Genomic DNA, 16,386 nt, shown 5'->3' with positions numbered 1-16,386 from the left:
GGTTACTATCCAGTTCTTCTGATGCACATCTATACCTAGAAAAAAGTCTTGATTGGTGTAATCTATCCCTTGTTTCTTCATGACGGTTCCCTCCTTAGTTTTTTGTTAATTATAAGAAGGGAACCGTTTATACTTAACCCCTTTTTAACATAATTCCTCAGGACAGGCTCTGAGCATAGCGAAGGGGTTGAAATGACAGGCAAAAAAGAAAGAACCCTTTTTAATCTTCCCTGTAAGCCTGTCGTGATCTGAGCGTTTTTACCTCTTTTAATCCATAAACCGACCTATATGCAACAAGAAATCATTGTTTGCTATTCTTAGGAAATGCTAGGTCAGAACCCCAGCGTCCTCGCTTTTGTATTAAGTTTGCCACCTCTTCCAAATCATGGTAATTCCCCCGCCAAGTTGTATACATAAATCCGATAACTCCTCTTACACCTTGGACTTCAACTGCGTCTAGCGCATCAAGCCATTTTCTAACATTGCCTACACTCTCATAATATCCAGCTATAACCTGTCTATTCCCACGAGAATGCCAGAACCTCATACTAGCGACTTTATCTTTAGCACTCGCGCTTCCCCAGTTCATGATAATTATGTTTGAAGATACACCAAGCCACGACTTGGCAACAGTCCCTTTTACCATCCAATAATTATTTATGGCGTTATGGTAGGGGTCGAACATATCATTCCATACATAAATATCCCAATTCGGATTTATGCTGCGCAGCCTCTGCTCAGAAATACGTATGGCTCGAGCCATGTATTCGCCACCAGTTGCAGTTCTACATGACGGATCCCAGTTTGCCACGCGCCACTCGTCGTAATTCATCATAAATCCGGGGGGCGATAGAAAGTTATTCAATCGCTTAGCAATATCCATATTAATATCAAAAAACTTCTCATAGCATGCACTAGCCTCTGGTGTATTGTATACGACATCCGCAAGTTGATACCAGGTAACTCTTAAAGCCTGTCCCTCAGGAATGCTAGAGTTAGGTCTAATTATAAGCTTTTGTTTGTCTAATAGATAGTCACTTCCCTCATCGTATGTTCTCTTTCCATCCCATGAGCTTACAGTTATCGGGATTGATGATCTTCTTACCATCTTTTTCAGTCCAACTTCCTTTAGAGTAACATCGTCAAACCACACTTCTCCACGTCCTTCTTTTGACCATGCCCCCAGCCATATCGTAATTTTCTTATTACTTAAACTGTTAAAATTGATTGTATATTTCTCCCAATCTTGGGTCGTATTAATATGTTCCCTGGCGTAATGCGCCCTTGAATACAACTTATCATCGCCCTTCTCTCCCGAAATGTAAATTTTGACATCATTAGGCTTATTAAAATTTCGAGTCTTGATCCATAACGATAGCTCATATGCGCGAAAAGGAGCTACTGATACTTTCTGACGAATACGTGCATGCCCGTGTCTTGGATCACCAACCCCTGGATCCTTTATTTTAATGGAAGCTCTGCCTGAGTGTTTTACTACGGTGTCTATAAATGTAATTTTTCCTGGCTGATCAACTATCCACTTGGTCGGTTGATGCCCTATGGATTTCTCAAATCCTGAATTCTGCAAATCTACCGGCAGATCGGCTTCTAAGTAAGCGAACTTACCTTTAACCACAAACTTTGTTCCTATTACGGGGAAAGCCTCAGCTAGATTTCGATCTTTGCGGGTTGGAGCCCATTGGTCAAACGCAACAGGAATTATAGTCACACCCAGCTTACTAGCCTCACTTCTGATACGAGCAAAATTCCTGAAGTAAGTCCGGGATTGCTTTTCTATGTTTCTCCAGGAACCACGTTCTCCTATCACAAACCCATTATATCCGACTGCTGATGCCCGTTTCATAATGCTAACCAACCTGTTGACGTCGGCTTGATTATTCATATTGCCTCGAAAAAATACATAGCGCTTTTCGAATTTGTTTTGGCTTGGTATTGGTTCACCAAAAGATTTTTCTTTACTCCAAACAACCTTGGGGCAAACGTCCACAAAATTAGCTATCAGCAAGCAAAGTGTTAAGGTAATAAGCAAAAGAATTGAAATGATTAATCTATGTCTTTTCATGATTATATATAATCCTGAATCCTGCGTGAAAGTGACTAGTTAAAGCTTCAATATTTTAATACTTTTCAATGCATGTTGAAATGCCTCTTTATAATAAAAATTTGCTGGAAGTTTTAATATCGGTCGATTCCCCGACCTGACGAACTCTCCAGGGATGAGCAATAATCGATATCGTAAAGTGCTTAATGTCAGAGGATGATATTCTTTCGGCAAACATAATCGCTTAAACCAATTCAATAGATTGTAGGCAAATAAGAGGATATGAAAATATGCCTCGTTTGCCTGGAAGTATTTCGTCGGTATTTTGGCTAAGGGGTAATCGTGCTTGAGTTCTTTGATAATCAGCTCGACCGCTGCTCGCTGGTTGTAGAACTTCCAGCAATTGAGCGGGGTCAGTTTCATATTGGTGACGAAGACCTGATAACTGTAACGACCAAGGGTAAATAAACTGAGTTGTTGTGTTTGCTCTTCCGGTAGTGGTCGACGAATGGCAATAAAGCGATACCGTTTGCTCCATCGATGGGGTTGATAGTAAAACTCGGAAGACTCTGCTCCAGAGGAATGCTTTTGATATCGGAGTGATTGAAGTTTTCGTTTGATGGGTTTTGTTGCTTTGGCAACGATGATAAATTGAGCTTTGTCTTCTATCGCCTCGATGATCTCGTGGTCGAAAAATCCTTTGTCTGCGCGTACTTTGATGGTTTTTATTACTGATTCTGGCAGCTTGGCAAACGATGCTTGCAGGAGTTGGATTGCTCCGGTAGACGTGTGTGTATCGCCCGATCGGAGTTCTCCGTGCCAGTAGTCCTTGGTAAGGCCATTGAAACAGAGAAGTGGATGATAGGAGACTCGCCCGGGTTTGAGAGGATTGTAGCCAACCCGTGCCAACTCTTGTTTGCCATAGAGTTTGAGCATAGTTGAATCTAAATCGAAGATGACCGCTGTCGGTTTTTCTGGTTTTCCAGACATCATGGACAACAGTTTGTCGTGCAGGGCTCGGAGCTTAGGTAATGCCAGTGGGGCCATCCGTAACAGGAATCGTCTGAGTGTAGTTAGATTGGGATATGTCGGTAACCCGGTGAGATATTGAAAGACACCATTATGTCTCAAAAGATGTGATGTTTCTATATGACCAAGACCGAGGATGATTGGATAAATGAGCGACAATAGTTCTTCTGAAATAGTGAAACGATTGTTGCGTTGACTGAATGAGAGTTCCTTTCCAAGCTTTGGTTTGAGTTGAATTTTCTTAAAGAAGCAATATAGAAGATAGACACCACCAAAGTGGGTTAACCGTTTTCCGCTGAATGAGATTTGAAGATTTTTCGGTCCCTGGGCATCCGAAATAAACCTAACTAAAAGGTATGTTTGTTTCGGAGAAGAATTTCCCTTCAATTTATTGATATTATGTGTTATTTGCAACATTTTTGTTAACATTCAATAATTTTTTATGCAGGATTCAGGATAATTCAGAATTCGATATAATGAAACTCCTTGCTACAAGGAGGCTGTCTGATAATTATCTAAAATATTAAGAAATTCAATATGAAACCGTCTCGTATGAAGAATATTCGGTTTCTGTTGTGCTAATTTTGTTGTCGATGAAGTTTTTATCATCTTCCGCATTCTCTCTAAAAGTAAGCAGTCTACTGAACATAACCGAGACTGCGCAATTTCTCCTCCAGGCTAGGGTCTAATTTCTGGTTTCCCTTCTCATATTCCGTTTCAGTATTGAAACTACTGGCAAAAACGCTCAGGTCCACCACCGCATCTTTCACACTCGACTGTCTCGGCAAAAAAACATCCTCTTTTTCGAGTGGGTCCTGTTCAAGGTCATAGAGCTCGAATTTTTTTGCCTTGCCCCTCCAGAGTAATTTCCATCGCTTCTGAATGGCGAAATATAAATTCCGTTCAATGCCGTATAGCATCCTGTGGTTCATGTTGTCCGATTTCTCCTGAATTAAAGGAAGAAGGCTGCGACCCTCAAAATGTTCTTTTTGCGAGGGGGCAAGGTTTATGTTAGCAAGATCAACCATGGTAGGAAGTATGTCAAGCGTAGATACGTTCTCTTCCATGACCGAGCCTATACCGTCAATTTCTGCTGAGCCCGGAGGCTTTATGAACAACGGAACACGGATCAACTCATCATATGCCTTCGTTGAGCAATGCGCATATGAATCGTGCTCCCAAAACTCTTCGCCATGGTCGGACGTAACTACAATCATCGTATTATCATAAAGATTTAACCTCTTCAATAACTGAATAAGCTTTGCTAAATACTCGTCAGTGTACTTCAGCTCACCGAGATAAAGTTGAAGCGCGTTTTTCCTGATGGCCTCCGGGACTTCACTGATCTTTCCGGTTTTCTTCATCGCCGAAAGCTCCCAGTGAGAACGGAAGTCATCAAACCTAAAATCGCTATCCAGATATTCCTTGGGAGGCATATAAGGAGCATGCAAGTCCATAGTCTGTACATAAATGTAGAAAGGACGCGCATGGTTTTGAGAGAGATAACTCTCCAGTTTGTAATAAAGGTCTTTTATATCCTGATAATAAAATCCGGAGTCAACCAATCCATATTGGTATGCAAATTTGGTATTCTGCGTACCCAGGGCTTTTAAAATGTAAACTCCGAGCAGGCTGCCTCCCTTTATACCCCTAAAATGGTCAAACCCTTGATTGTAATCAAAAGCTTCGCTCGTGACGGGGTTCGCAGAGAATCCAACCGTTTCATATCCTGCTTCTTTGAAGATTTCTGCTGTGGTAATTTCGTTCTCATCCAACCAACCGAACTCATCGAACTGACGTCCTGAGCTTACAAAATTGAAGCTCGAAGTCAGGATTGCCGGGACACTCCAGGAGGTGCAGGAAGCAGTCGAGTATGCGCGGACGAATTGAAACCCATCTTTAGCCAATTCGGTAAATGCTGGATATTGTTCCAGCAGGCCCGGGTCCAGGTACTTCCCTCCCAGGGTGTCAATGACTATCTGTATCACGTTAGGGGAATCCCGATGAGGTTCTCGGTCCGAAGTAAGCCCGGCTTGTTCCGGTTTCCAAGCCAATATCCAAATCCAAACGAGACCTGTTAGCAGAATTAAGAAAAGCAAAACTGTAATTGAGCCGGATAAGAAATCTTTTCTCGTTGCACGCTCGACACAATACTCAAAAAAGAAAGCTACAAGTAGAGCTAAGCAGCCAAGAAGAAAACCTTTCACAAACCATATTAGTACTCCGAGGTTAAATATTTGACCTGCCAGAGCAACTTGCTGGGTTATTTCCACTTCTTGTTGATGCAGCCAGGTTATAACAGTAAAAGATATAGCGGAGAGAAAAATAAGCAGTAATCCAAGCCTTAGCTTTAGCCGAGTTCTAAAAAGGAAATTCAACAAAATACAGGGAATTAATGTCACACATAATACAACCCCGGTAAGCAGTAATCCCCCCAATAACCAGCCAGACAATGAAGAACGGAAGAAAAAGCGTTGACTGAAAACAAGGCTGCTTATCAAAAATAAATCCAAAAACAGCAGCAGATAAAGTCCCCAAACAGGCCACAACAAGCCCGCCGGATGGTGGTCTATTAAGAATTTAAACACCAGGCATAACACTCCGGCAGCTACCATTGCTAAAAAGAAATGCGACACAATGTACCATGGAAATCCGGATAAAAAGAGGCCAAGTGCAGGATTGCTTTCCCACTCAAAACGTGCTTGAGATATTACTCTAAGTTCGAGGGAAATTATCAAAAGCCCGAATAAGCCACCCAATAGAACAAAATAAAAAAAATGGCGCAGATTCATTACTTATTCCAACCTTATTATAGAGTGTAGCCGTATTTAAGTTTTCTTGAGGGATATAATTTATTTATTCTCAAATCCATGATAAGCGTAACTTGTTTAAATTTTTACCAATCCATCCAACTGGACAAATCTTTTCCGGTCACCTGGGACAATTTACTGATATCATCATAGTAATATTCTTTTAAAGTCTGGGCTAATCCTGCGCTCTTGAGAAATTCTTTATATGATATCTTTGGCTTGTTGTCCGACTTGTTTATCCTTCTCTTTGGAATCAGGTCAGTAGGATCAACGTCTCTCAACCCAAGTGCCATTAAAACGATCTTAAGTAATGCTACTGGATTATCAGAGATCTCCTGATAAAAAAGAATATTGATCCTAGAAAGGCTATTTCTTATATTCGAATAATATAAACCCCGTTCCCTACAATCCCCTATATTTCTTTCAATATAATCTTTTATATTCTTAATTCCATTCCTATCTCTAAACCTATGATTGCGTATATCATGAAAATACTGCGATACTATCCTATCAAACGGGTCGCGGAGAATTACGAATACTTTGGTTCCGGGTAGCTTATTTACAACCTCGTCAATGACCTGAAGATAGGTAACCGATTTTTCTCCGTTCAATCTACTCCCGCTCAAAGAAAACAGCGCCAGGTACTCCTCCCAGGTCCATCTACGGCGGTTTGAAGTGAAATAGTGTAATTCTGTGGGTGTGCCCCAGATGTCCGGATGATTGCTTAAAGCGTCCATTAACCAGGTAGTCCCGGCTTTCTGGGCACCGGCAATTATGAAGTCCGGCTTTCTTAACACCGGCAAATTATCGAGATATCTCCGGGCATGTTGGTGAGCCCCCAGCATAAGATAAATGTACAACTTTTGACTTTCACTCAAGCTCCTTATATTTTCGATTCTCCCGGCTATCCGGGGAATTATGCCTTCGCATAACTCTTCATAGCTGAACTCCTGATATAGCTCATCGGTCACGTTTGAGACAACCTGCGGGTACTCTAAAGCCTTTGACGGCAAGTTATTGATGAATTTGGCTATTGCATCCCTGCCCTTTTGGTCAATCTTTGATTTTATGTAGATTCTGCACGTACGAGCCCTGGCCTTTCCCGGCATGAATGGTATCGAACTTAAAACCGGTGTATAGCTCGCCAGGGAATCATGCCACCTTAAAATATGGGGTATCAGATCCAGTCTAGCCATCGTCTTTAGAATTACAGATCGCTCCCTATGTGCCTTCTAATAGGTTACAAATAACTGAGCTCTATCTTTATCCGAAGATTCTTCTGAAATGTTTGTCAATATCAGAATCGGGTTTCCATCCCAATTCCCTCTTAATTTTGGAGTTATCATAGTCGAGCTCTTTGGCACAGCTTTGCAAATGAAAGGGTGAAAGGTAAGACGAGATTCTCTCTAAGTGAGGGCTGTATTTGCTCAACTTCCCGGCAATGGAGCCGACGCCGGATGCCAATGTGTAGGGAAAAGAAATGTAGTATATACGCTCTTTGCCGTACTCATTGAGTTTGCTGAGATATTCCATCTGGGTAAATCGCTCGTCGTCGACGACATTATAAACCTGTCCGACGCTGTTTTCCGAGTTCCCCGCCAGTATCAATGCATCCACCACGTTATCTATATAAACCACCGGAAGGGTCACGCTATTGAGGCCAATCTTGACGAAAAACTTTCCAACAAGCTGATACCCGATCCTGGGTAGTTGATTTACTCTCCCCGGGCCGTAAATTACACCGGCCCGCAGTATGGTGGCAGGCAACTGGTTGTTTTTCACATTCTCAAGAATAATCCGCTCAGCCTCAATCTTAGATTTAATGTAGTTATTCAGATGATTACTGGTATAAGGGCTATCTTCCATTATGGGCCTGTTGCCGTTTTCGGGGATTCCATAAACAGCGATCGAGCTTATATACACAAATTTTTTTATTCGGTGTTGTAAGGCAGCCTGCACCAATCTCTCGGTACCCTTGATAGTTCCCTCGACGTAATCAGACCATTTACCCCCCATCGTTGCCGCTATATGATAGATTACGTCTATTCCCTCGACAGCCGAGAAAACGCTTTTTTCATCGGATAGGTCTCCTATGAATATATCTATCGGGCGATCCTTCACCAGACCCTCTATTTTCCTTGGATTCCGAACCATCGCCCTTATGTAATAGTTGTCATTCTCACTTAATTTCTTCAAAAGGTTTGCCCCTACAAACCCGCTGGCGCCGGTTATAAGAATCTTTACCTTAGCCGATGAATCCGGTTGGACCCTATACTTCTTCATCAGGGCCGCATTGTCCCTGGGATAATCGATCTGTTTCCAGACCGTATCCATGATTCGTAAGGCGGTCAGGCCGCTCTCCGGTGGGACCGGAGAAGGGATACCCGTTTCGATTGATTTATAGAACTCGGTGACTAGCCTCTCTAGGCCTTCGTAGGGGAAAAATCTCCCGGTGAGCACCTTTCCCGTATTGGATAACGTGCTGGTCAGAATCTGGGACCCTTCTTTCAGATTAAAAAGCGCCCTGGAAACCGCCCTGGGCATTTTTCCATGGGAGCGTTGAATAATCCGCTTGTTAAAGAAATCCACGGATATATTTCCGTTGGTTCCGTAAAGGGTTAGGTGGTAGAACCGGGGGCTGGCTGCCAACGAAAGATTAATATGCGCGGTAATGCGGCCATCCCCGAGGATAACCTGCAACTCACTGGGAATTCCTGGCGGAACGACTCCAGCCTCAGCCGAAAGCGAGTATACCGAAGTGGGGTTGCCTATAAACGGTATTATAACGGAAAGCGGATGGTCCAGAAGGTTCTGGAAAATGCCGCCGGGGAGCTGATAGACCCAGTGCCTGTAAGCCTGCGTGAAATAGCGTCCTTTAGAGTCCGAACCAAGGTCGGACCCGTAGCAACATTCTATAGAGCAGATTGTTCCTACATCCCCACGCTCTGCCAGCTTTCTCGCTTCTACCATGACCGAGTCAAAAAGATGGTTATGGCCGACACAAAGCTTAAGATTCTTTTGTTTGGCCAATTTAACCAATTTTTCCCCTTCGGCCGCATTCATGCACATTGGTTTTTCCACATAAACGTGGCAGCCCCCCTCTAGAGCCATTTTAGCCAGTTCATAGTGATATTGAGGAGGGGTGAGTATATGAACTACTTCCGGTCTCTTCTTCTTCTCGATTAAGTCAGGAGGATTAGTGAATCTATCGGATATGTGAAATTTGGAGGCGGTGTTTTCCAATACCTCCACGTTGACGTCGGCAAGCCCTACAATCTCGACATTCGGATATTTTTTAATAACCGGAATGTGTATATTAGCAATCTGCCCGCAACCAATGATGCCCACTCTCATACGAATCCCTCCATCAAACTCTTTTAGCGACGTGGATAGCCGCTTCAAAGGTAAAACCTATAAATAGGCTGATACTTGCATTAGTCTGAACTTAATCAAACAAACACTAAATTTAATTATATCCTGGGGACAGTCACCTTTAACTTTGTTGTCATGCTGAACCCTTCGCTATACCCCAGAGCTCGTCCCAAGTACATTATATAAGCTTGGTAAAAAATCTTAAAATCGGATCCTTTACCTTCGCTCCATTAGACTTTTACATAGAATGAATGGTCATTATTATTTCTCTTTACCAGCGGATGTATATCCGCTCATACTGAGTTTTATTGAAGTATGAACTCAAAACGTAAGGTGTTCGCCCTTCGACTGGGCTCAGGACGAATGGGGTTATTGACTTAGTCATGATATTCAGTATGACAATATGGGGGGTTGTCTCTCCTGATATAATTTACTTTGACTATGTCCGGAAGCTCATATTCTGGTATGCCTTAGCTATTCATCTCAAGCTGTTTATTCAAAAAATACGCAACCTGGGATTCGGAAATGTATCCTTTCTTGACGAGATTTTCCCCTATTTTACCGCCGCGCACCCTTTGGTTCTCCAGACCGTCCATTAACTGCTCCTCAGTTATGACTCCCGATTCCAGCAGTATCTGACCTATTAATTTATGACTACCATTATCGTTATTCTTAATTATCCAGCTACCCTTTCCATTCTGTACCACCTGCAGGTTTAGAAAGTGTCTAAGCTCCGGATGAGTAATATAGCCCAATTGGATAAGATTCTCACCTACCTTTCCACCCCATACCCTTTGGTGTTCTAAAGCGTCATTTAATTCCTGGTCGGTTATAACCCCGGCTTCCAACATAATCTGGCCTATCAGCCTTTCCGCCCTCTTCTCCCTCTCCGACCATTTGAATGTGAAGGTAATCCAGAAAGATATCAAAATAAGCTTTAAGTCCAGCCAAAAACTCTGATTCTTTATGTAAAGTAGGTCATAGCGCAATTTTTTTCTGGGCGGGGTGTTGTAATTTCCGTAAACCTGGGCCAGCCCGGTCAGTCCGGGAAGTACAAGAAGCCTGTCGTTAAAATCAGGAATTTCTTTTAAAATCTCCCTGGCAATCTCCGGCCTTTCCGCACGCGGGCCGACAAAGCTCATGTCGCCCTTGAATATGTTTAGTAACTGCGGCAGCTCATCCAGAGCGGTCCTTCTGAGGAAACCGCCTATCTTTGTAATGCGATGGTCCTCCTTGTTCGCCCATACCGCGCCGGTCTGCTGTTCAGCATCCTTTATCATAGACCGAAACTTGAGCAGTTTGAACACCCTTCCCTTTTTGCCCAGCCTGGTCTGGCTATAGAAGATGGGTCTTCCGTCCTCAAGATATATTGCGGCGGATATGATAACCCAGAGAGGGAAAGAGATCACCAGACCGATGAAAGACAAGAGCAAATCAAAAGGTCTTTTCAGGTAGGACTCTTTGGTATTCATTTTCATTTGTCTTTCTTGGGCTTCAACGTAATGTCTAGAATCAAATTTGTAGTTTTTGAGCAGACTCATATTGGCCCCGTTTAGTTCATAACTTAAGGGACTTACAACCAAATATTTTTTAGCTTAAAAAGAAAGGGTTCACCTAACATATACTTTTTACCCCGAAACTGCAAAAGGTCAGAAAGGTTACTTAGCGTAAATAATCCATTTCTATAGAAATTAATCAATCGGACTTTAGTTGTGTTGTTAGTTGACAAAAAATTTAAATCTAGAACGCAGATAAAACCTTAGTCCTATATTTTGAACTAACTTTGGCAGGATATTCCAAACCTCATAAGAGAGGATAAAATACACAATAATAAGTGGATCTTTTGATGCTTATAGGTCAATACGGTGTTGTTAAGTAATAGGCACCTTGTACTTTACAATCTCCTTTCCGGCGAATGCCTTTAAGACCCCTATAGCCATACCTAAAATCCCCAAGCAGAAGCTGAATGGAGCAGATAGAAGCGGAAGTGTTTTAATCCTTCCTTTCTCACACGCAAACCCAACTAAGGCCAATGAATAGAATGCAACCTGTAAGCAAAAAGTGAATTGATAAAATAGCTTATCCAAGAGAAATAGGTTCGATATAAAAGCAGTAACCATAAGGAAAAAAGAAAACCATCTCAAAATCTTATGTGATATGAGAGAAAAAGCTACCAGCGGAAACTTTAGGGGATTTAAAAGCTGTTTTCTGCTGAGTATCCCGGTCAGGTTCCGTAAAGTCATTCTGATCCTGGTTCTAAATTCTCCTCCAATCGAAGAGGGAAAATCATCATATACCATAGCCGATGGCTCGAAGACAACCCGGTAACCTTGAAGGACAGTGTCTAGGGGAACAATACAATCTTCTCCGTACTTACCATCCAGAGGAACAAAAAGTCTTTTTCTTATTGCCAAGCTGTTGCCGCTAGCTTTAGCCAGTACTCCGATTTCGCTTTCATACCTGCGAACAGCATTTTCGTAACGCCAATATATGGATTGCCCTTCGGATATATTTTCCCCTTCGGAAAGCAAGCATATTTCCGATGTCACGCATCCTACTTTTGGGTCATTAAAATTTCTGACTATATTTTTGAGAAAAGCTGGGTCAAATAAGGTGCCAGCGTCTGTGAATACTATTATCTCGCCCTTAGCCTGTTTAACTGCCGCATTCTGGGTAATGCTCTTACCTTTGCCCTCATGCACCGAAAGTATGACTCCTCTGTCTGCGTATTGTTTGACAATCTCATTTGTCTTATCTTTAGAACCGTCTGAAGCTACCAAGATTTCCAGCTTATCACTTGGGTAATCTAATGAAAGTAGGTTCTCTAATCTTTTCCTTATAACCTTCTCTTCATTAAAAACCGTCAATATTATAGTAACTCTTGGGTAATAATCCTTCTTATTAACCGGCCTTTTTCTACATAGCGCCAGAGTCTGCAATACCAGCAGATAACCACCCCAGGCATAGATTAACAAAAAGGCAGTAAACCAAAATAAAATAATTGCCATTATAACGATCTCATCAAAATTAAGATCTTATCAGTAGTTAAATTACACTTCCTCCGCTGTTCTAGATAATTGAAAGAAAAACCAGAGCTTTAATAGTAAACCGATTAAAACTTCCAGTTGGCTTTATTATACCGCTGAAGCAGTCTCCTTGATTATATCCGCGAACTTCTCCAGTTGAACCTCTAGTGTAAAGCCTTTTGCTTTATTAAGCGCAGCCCGTCCCATTCTCAGTCTTAAATTGGTATCATTAGAAAGTTTAATGAGTGCATCGCTTAGGCCATCCACATCTTTTGGGTTAACCAGGATGCCTTCTACACCGTCTTCTATAAGAAGGCCTGGGATACTTCCAACTCTAGAGGCAATTATAGGTAAACCACAAGCCATAGCTTCAGGAATAACCTTGGGAGAACCCTCATACAAGGAGGGTAATACAAATATATCCGCACTTTCGTAGTATTTCATTAGTTCTCTTCTATCACCTATTGCATCGATAAAGTTAACATTTGTGGATATTCCTAAATCTCTCACACTAGTCTTAAGTAGCTCAAGATAATTAGGATGCCTGGTGGGACCGATTATGTTTAACTTTATATTTACGCCCGCATCTTTTACTCTACCAATCGCTCTTATTAAGTACTCTAATCCTTTCTGAGGATGTATTCTACAAGCTGTAATGGCGGTTACCGTATCTTTATTTGGTCTATTTATTATCTCCCCGTTTTTGACATCGCTAGAAGATATAGTTGTACTAATGGTTATATGCGGTTTATTTTCGTTTCCGAACATATCATACACTTCCTTGCTATCGACAATAGTAGTAGCGTGCTTGATCATGAATTTAATACTGAACTCATAATACTTGCATATGAACCACCCTAGGATTTTCTTCCACAATCTCTCTCTTTTGTATTTCTCCCACCAGAAAAGTTCATGACGACCATCAACAAATAATACAATCGGCTTTCTAAATATCTTGCACAACAAATAAGCAATATGGTTTGGAAAATAAGGCTCGAAAATTAGGACCGCATCCCATTTACGTCTGTACTTCAGAAACAATTTTACGAGAGCCAATGATATTTCCGGCAATTTTGTTATATACATCTCATATCCATTTCGAAAAAAAGGTAAACTCTCAACGTTATAATCACTTAAATCAATTTCCGTTGGGAAACTAACATTTGAGTCCTCCTTTAACACCACAACTATATCAACCTTATCAAAGTACCTTCTCAAGGTAAGAAATTGGTGAAACTGATATGATTCTCCCGTATATTTCCCTTTGCTATAAAATACACGAATAGGGTAAAATATCGCTAGTCTCATAGGTTATAAACAAAGTCATAAGATCATACGGACGCATGAAACCTGGAAGATTAAAAGAAATATTTTCCGGGTGCCTTATCCTATCAATATAATTACTTGGAAGCTTGGTATTTTGTTAAGATCCGGTTAACTGCTATGTGCCATCCTCGGATCCTAAAAATGCATAGTTAATAAATCAATAGCTTGCTGCCCAGCGCAAATCCAATACTTTGCCTTCTTCGTCCCCGTTCCAGGTTATCTTGGGCAGGATAATTTCTTCTTTAATCCTTTGACTGTGGTTCTTTATAATTCCAAGCATGCTATTGATTAGAACATCCGACAGATAATGAGGCTTTAACCCCAAGTCCATAAGTTTTGTATGCTTTGGATTGTAATAATGTTGCTCAGCCTCAATTCTAGGATTGGCCATATTCTTGATTCCTACTTTAAAGCCGTGCTTCTCTGCCTGTGACTTTACCAGTTCAGCCAATTGTGTAACGGAAAACACCTCCGTGAATTGGTTGAATACCCGGTACTCACCCGTTTTTGGAGGATTTAGGAGAGCTAACTCCACACATTGCAAGGTATCCCTTATATTTAGAAAGCCGCGACTCTGTCCACCCTCACCGTACACGGTTAGCGGTATACCACATACAGCCTGGACGCAGAAACGATTAAGGGCCGTACCGAAGGTCTCATCATAATGGAAGCTGGTGGACAGACGTTCGTCCAGCTTCGTTTCATCAGTCTCTATCCCATAGACGACTCCCTGGTTAAGGTCCGTGGAACGAAGCTTCCAAACCTTGCATGCAAACATAATGTTATGGCTGTCATGCACCTTTGAGAGATGATAAAAAGAACCCGGCTGCTTGGGGAAAGGGAGTGTATCTTTTCTTCCGTTATGCGTAATCTCGATGAACCCTTCTTCAATATCAATATTAGGGGTCCCGTATTCACCCATGGTTCCAAGCTTTACCAGATGGCAATCAGGCACATTCTGTCTCATCGCCCATAGCACGTTTAACGTGCCAGCGATATTGTTTACCTGTGTGAAAACGGAGCGGTTATGGTCCATCATGGAGTATGGAGCCGAGGGTTGTTCACCATAGTGAACAACCGCATCGGGTTTGAAATGTTTGAAAATCTCTTCCACGACGGGGTAGTTAACTAGGTCGCCAATATATACTTCTATAGTTTTGCCGGTAACCTCTCTCCAAGCTTCAACACGATCATGAAGAGTGCGAATGGGTATCAGAGGTTCGACATTGAGCTCCATCTCCCATCTGCGCTTTGCAAAATTATCCACTACTCCAACACTGTGCCCTTTCTTGGAAAGATACATTGCGGTCGGCCATCCAAGATAACCGTCTCCTCCAAGTATTAATATTCTCATTATCTCGCCTCCTTAAAAACTTTAGTAAGACAACCTTTTCTCTCAGTATTTGAATCCATAAACTAAGATTCTGAAATACCTAGGATTTATAAGTAAAATGATTACATTCAGGGTTGATCGTATTCAATTAGACTTTGGTGATATTTTCCTATAATAAAGGTATTAAGTTTAAAGCATATATATAACCTTAGACCTAGTTGAGCATGAATTCTTGCAAGCCGTCACCATTATTAATTCAACGATAGTCTTCTTTAGCAAACCACTTTGATAGTTAAGGTTTTTACAGCAGGCTCCATTTTAACCCATTATTTTTTGATAAAAGCCTTTGAGTTTTTGGGCTTCCTGCTCCCAATTATATATTTCTTTAATCCTCCTTTGTCCTTCTATTCCCATGTTTCTCATCAGTTCCGGATTACCCAAAAGTTTTTTGACGGCCCCGGCGATTTCCTCCGGGTCTTGAGGATTTATCAGTAAACCACATCCGTTTATATACTCACGATAAATTGGAAAATCAGATGCTACAAGAGGAATCCCGGCGGCCATATACTCAAAGATCTTTGTCGGCACTAAATTCAAATAAAGCGGTTGAGGAAGAAAGCAGCTTAGCCCTATGGTCGCCCTCCTGAGCAGTGTGACCACCTCTTCGAAAGGCTTAATCCCCAAGATCCTTACGTTAGAAGAAGCTTTCTTTTCTATTTCCTCTCTAAAAGATCTTTCCTCAAACCCCCCAACGAGCCATAGCTCAACGCCCTCAAGAAGAGAAAAAGCTTCTACAACCTGTCCTATCCCCCTTTTCCTGGATAATAATCCCGAATAGATAGCTACGGGCTGCTCAGATGGAGATTCCCTTGGCTTCATCAGCTCATCAAAGTATTCAAGAGACGGGAAATTGCTTATTACCATTCTCCTGTCTTCCGGAAATCTCTCCTTATGAGAATCATTAGCCACTATGATTCCATCAAATAGCCTTGAACTAATTCTCTCAAAAAAATCTACAAACATGGATACAGGTTTACGCAAATACTCCGGTATCCAGGATTTTACGAATACTTGCCTGGGATAGTCTTCATGAACATCGTAAATAACCCTCTTGCCCAAAAGCTTGAGAATAAGACCTGACGGTATAAGCTCAGGGTCATGGAAGTGATAAACATCCGCCCTCTGTTCCAGGGATAATTTGAGAGCAACAAATGCTTTAAGCATCCTAGCCGCCCTATTATGCGATTTTGGCAGGGGCAGAATCTCAACGCCATTCACAGTTTCATGCCTATCATGTTGAGCAATGAGCGTTACCCTATAGCCCGCTTTTACTAAGCTCTTAGCCTCTTTGTGGAAGATTCTGTTATCAAACGGAGGATGTACCGTAGAGATGATACAGCAGTGTAATTTAATGTTTCTCACAGTAAG

10 protein-coding genes are annotated in these 16,386 nt (G+C 41.8%); all 10 read right to left on the bottom strand.

Annotated features, from left to right (window positions below; translation table 11 throughout):
• Positions 1-301 precede the first annotated feature (301 nt).
• Positions 302-2,083: a carbohydrate binding domain-containing protein gene (locus VNN20_15065; GenBank protein ID HWP93512.1), complete on the bottom strand. Its 1,782-nt coding sequence runs from the start codon at positions 2,081-2,083 to the stop codon at positions 302-304.
• A gap of 39 nt (positions 2,084-2,122) precedes the next feature.
• Positions 2,123-3,508 (bottom strand): IS1380 family transposase, encoded by a 1,386-nt coding sequence (locus VNN20_15060; GenBank protein ID HWP93511.1) that lies wholly within the window; start codon positions 3,506-3,508, stop codon positions 2,123-2,125.
• A 221-nt stretch (positions 3,509-3,729) separates the two neighbouring features.
• A complete protein-coding gene (locus tag VNN20_15055; protein HWP93510.1) occupies positions 3,730-5,145 on the bottom strand; it encodes a sulfatase in 1,416 nt (471 codons plus the stop codon).
• 842 nt (positions 5,146-5,987) lie between these two features.
• The gene (locus tag VNN20_15050) at positions 5,988-7,097 is read right to left on the bottom strand and encodes a sulfotransferase (protein HWP93509.1); all 1,110 of its coding nucleotides are present in this window, start codon (positions 7,095-7,097) and stop codon (positions 5,988-5,990) included.
• A 67-nt stretch (positions 7,098-7,164) separates the two neighbouring features.
• Positions 7,165-9,255, bottom strand: coding sequence for an NAD-dependent epimerase/dehydratase family protein (locus VNN20_15045; protein ID HWP93508.1), 2,091 nt, complete (start codon positions 9,253-9,255; stop codon positions 7,165-7,167).
• A gap of 488 nt (positions 9,256-9,743) precedes the next feature.
• The gene (locus VNN20_15040) at positions 9,744-10,745 is read right to left on the bottom strand and encodes a sugar transferase (protein HWP93507.1); all 1,002 of its coding nucleotides are present in this window, start codon (positions 10,743-10,745) and stop codon (positions 9,744-9,746) included.
• 399 nt (positions 10,746-11,144) lie between these two features.
• The gene (locus tag VNN20_15035) at positions 11,145-12,281 is read right to left on the bottom strand and encodes a glycosyltransferase family 2 protein (GenBank protein ID HWP93506.1); all 1,137 of its coding nucleotides are present in this window, start codon (positions 12,279-12,281) and stop codon (positions 11,145-11,147) included.
• A 126-nt stretch (positions 12,282-12,407) separates the two neighbouring features.
• On the bottom strand, positions 12,408-13,517 hold the full coding sequence (locus VNN20_15030; GenBank protein ID HWP93505.1) for a glycosyltransferase family 4 protein: 1,110 nt from the start codon (positions 13,515-13,517) through the stop codon (positions 12,408-12,410).
• 265 nt (positions 13,518-13,782) lie between these two features.
• Complete coding sequence (locus VNN20_15025; GenBank protein ID HWP93504.1) at positions 13,783-14,979, bottom strand: NAD-dependent epimerase/dehydratase family protein; 1,197 nt, start codon at positions 14,977-14,979, stop codon at positions 13,783-13,785.
• Between the two features lie 297 nt (positions 14,980-15,276).
• Positions 15,277-16,380 (bottom strand): glycosyltransferase family 4 protein, encoded by a 1,104-nt coding sequence (locus VNN20_15020; protein ID HWP93503.1) that lies wholly within the window; start codon positions 16,378-16,380, stop codon positions 15,277-15,279.
• Positions 16,381-16,386 lie beyond the last annotated feature (6 nt).

It is taken from the genome of Thermodesulfobacteriota bacterium (assembly GCA_035559815.1).
Lineage (GTDB): Bacteria > Desulfobacterota_D > UBA1144 > Nemesobacterales > CSP1-2 > DATMAT01.
Note: the sequence above shows the minus strand (reverse complement) of the source record. Positions and strands in the feature narration are given on the sequence as shown.

Coding starts and splice junctions, on each gene's coding strand:
- VNN20_15065 (HWP93512.1), bottom strand. CDS start 2,083: ATGAAAAGACATAGATTAATCATTTCAATTCTTTTGCTTATTACCTTA.
- VNN20_15060 (HWP93511.1), bottom strand. CDS start 3,508: ATGTTGCAAATAACACATAATATCAATAAATTGAAGGGAAATTCTTCT.
- VNN20_15050 (HWP93509.1), bottom strand. CDS start 7,097: ATGGCTAGACTGGATCTGATACCCCATATTTTAAGGTGGCATGATTCC.
- VNN20_15045 (HWP93508.1), bottom strand. CDS start 9,255: ATGAGAGTGGGCATCATTGGTTGCGGGCAGATTGCTAATATACACATT.
- VNN20_15040 (HWP93507.1), bottom strand. CDS start 10,745: ATGAATACCAAAGAGTCCTACCTGAAAAGACCTTTTGATTTGCTCTTG.
- VNN20_15035 (HWP93506.1), bottom strand. CDS start 12,281: ATGGCAATTATTTTATTTTGGTTTACTGCCTTTTTGTTAATCTATGCC.
- VNN20_15025 (HWP93504.1), bottom strand. CDS start 14,979: ATGAGAATATTAATACTTGGAGGAGACGGTTATCTTGGATGGCCGACC.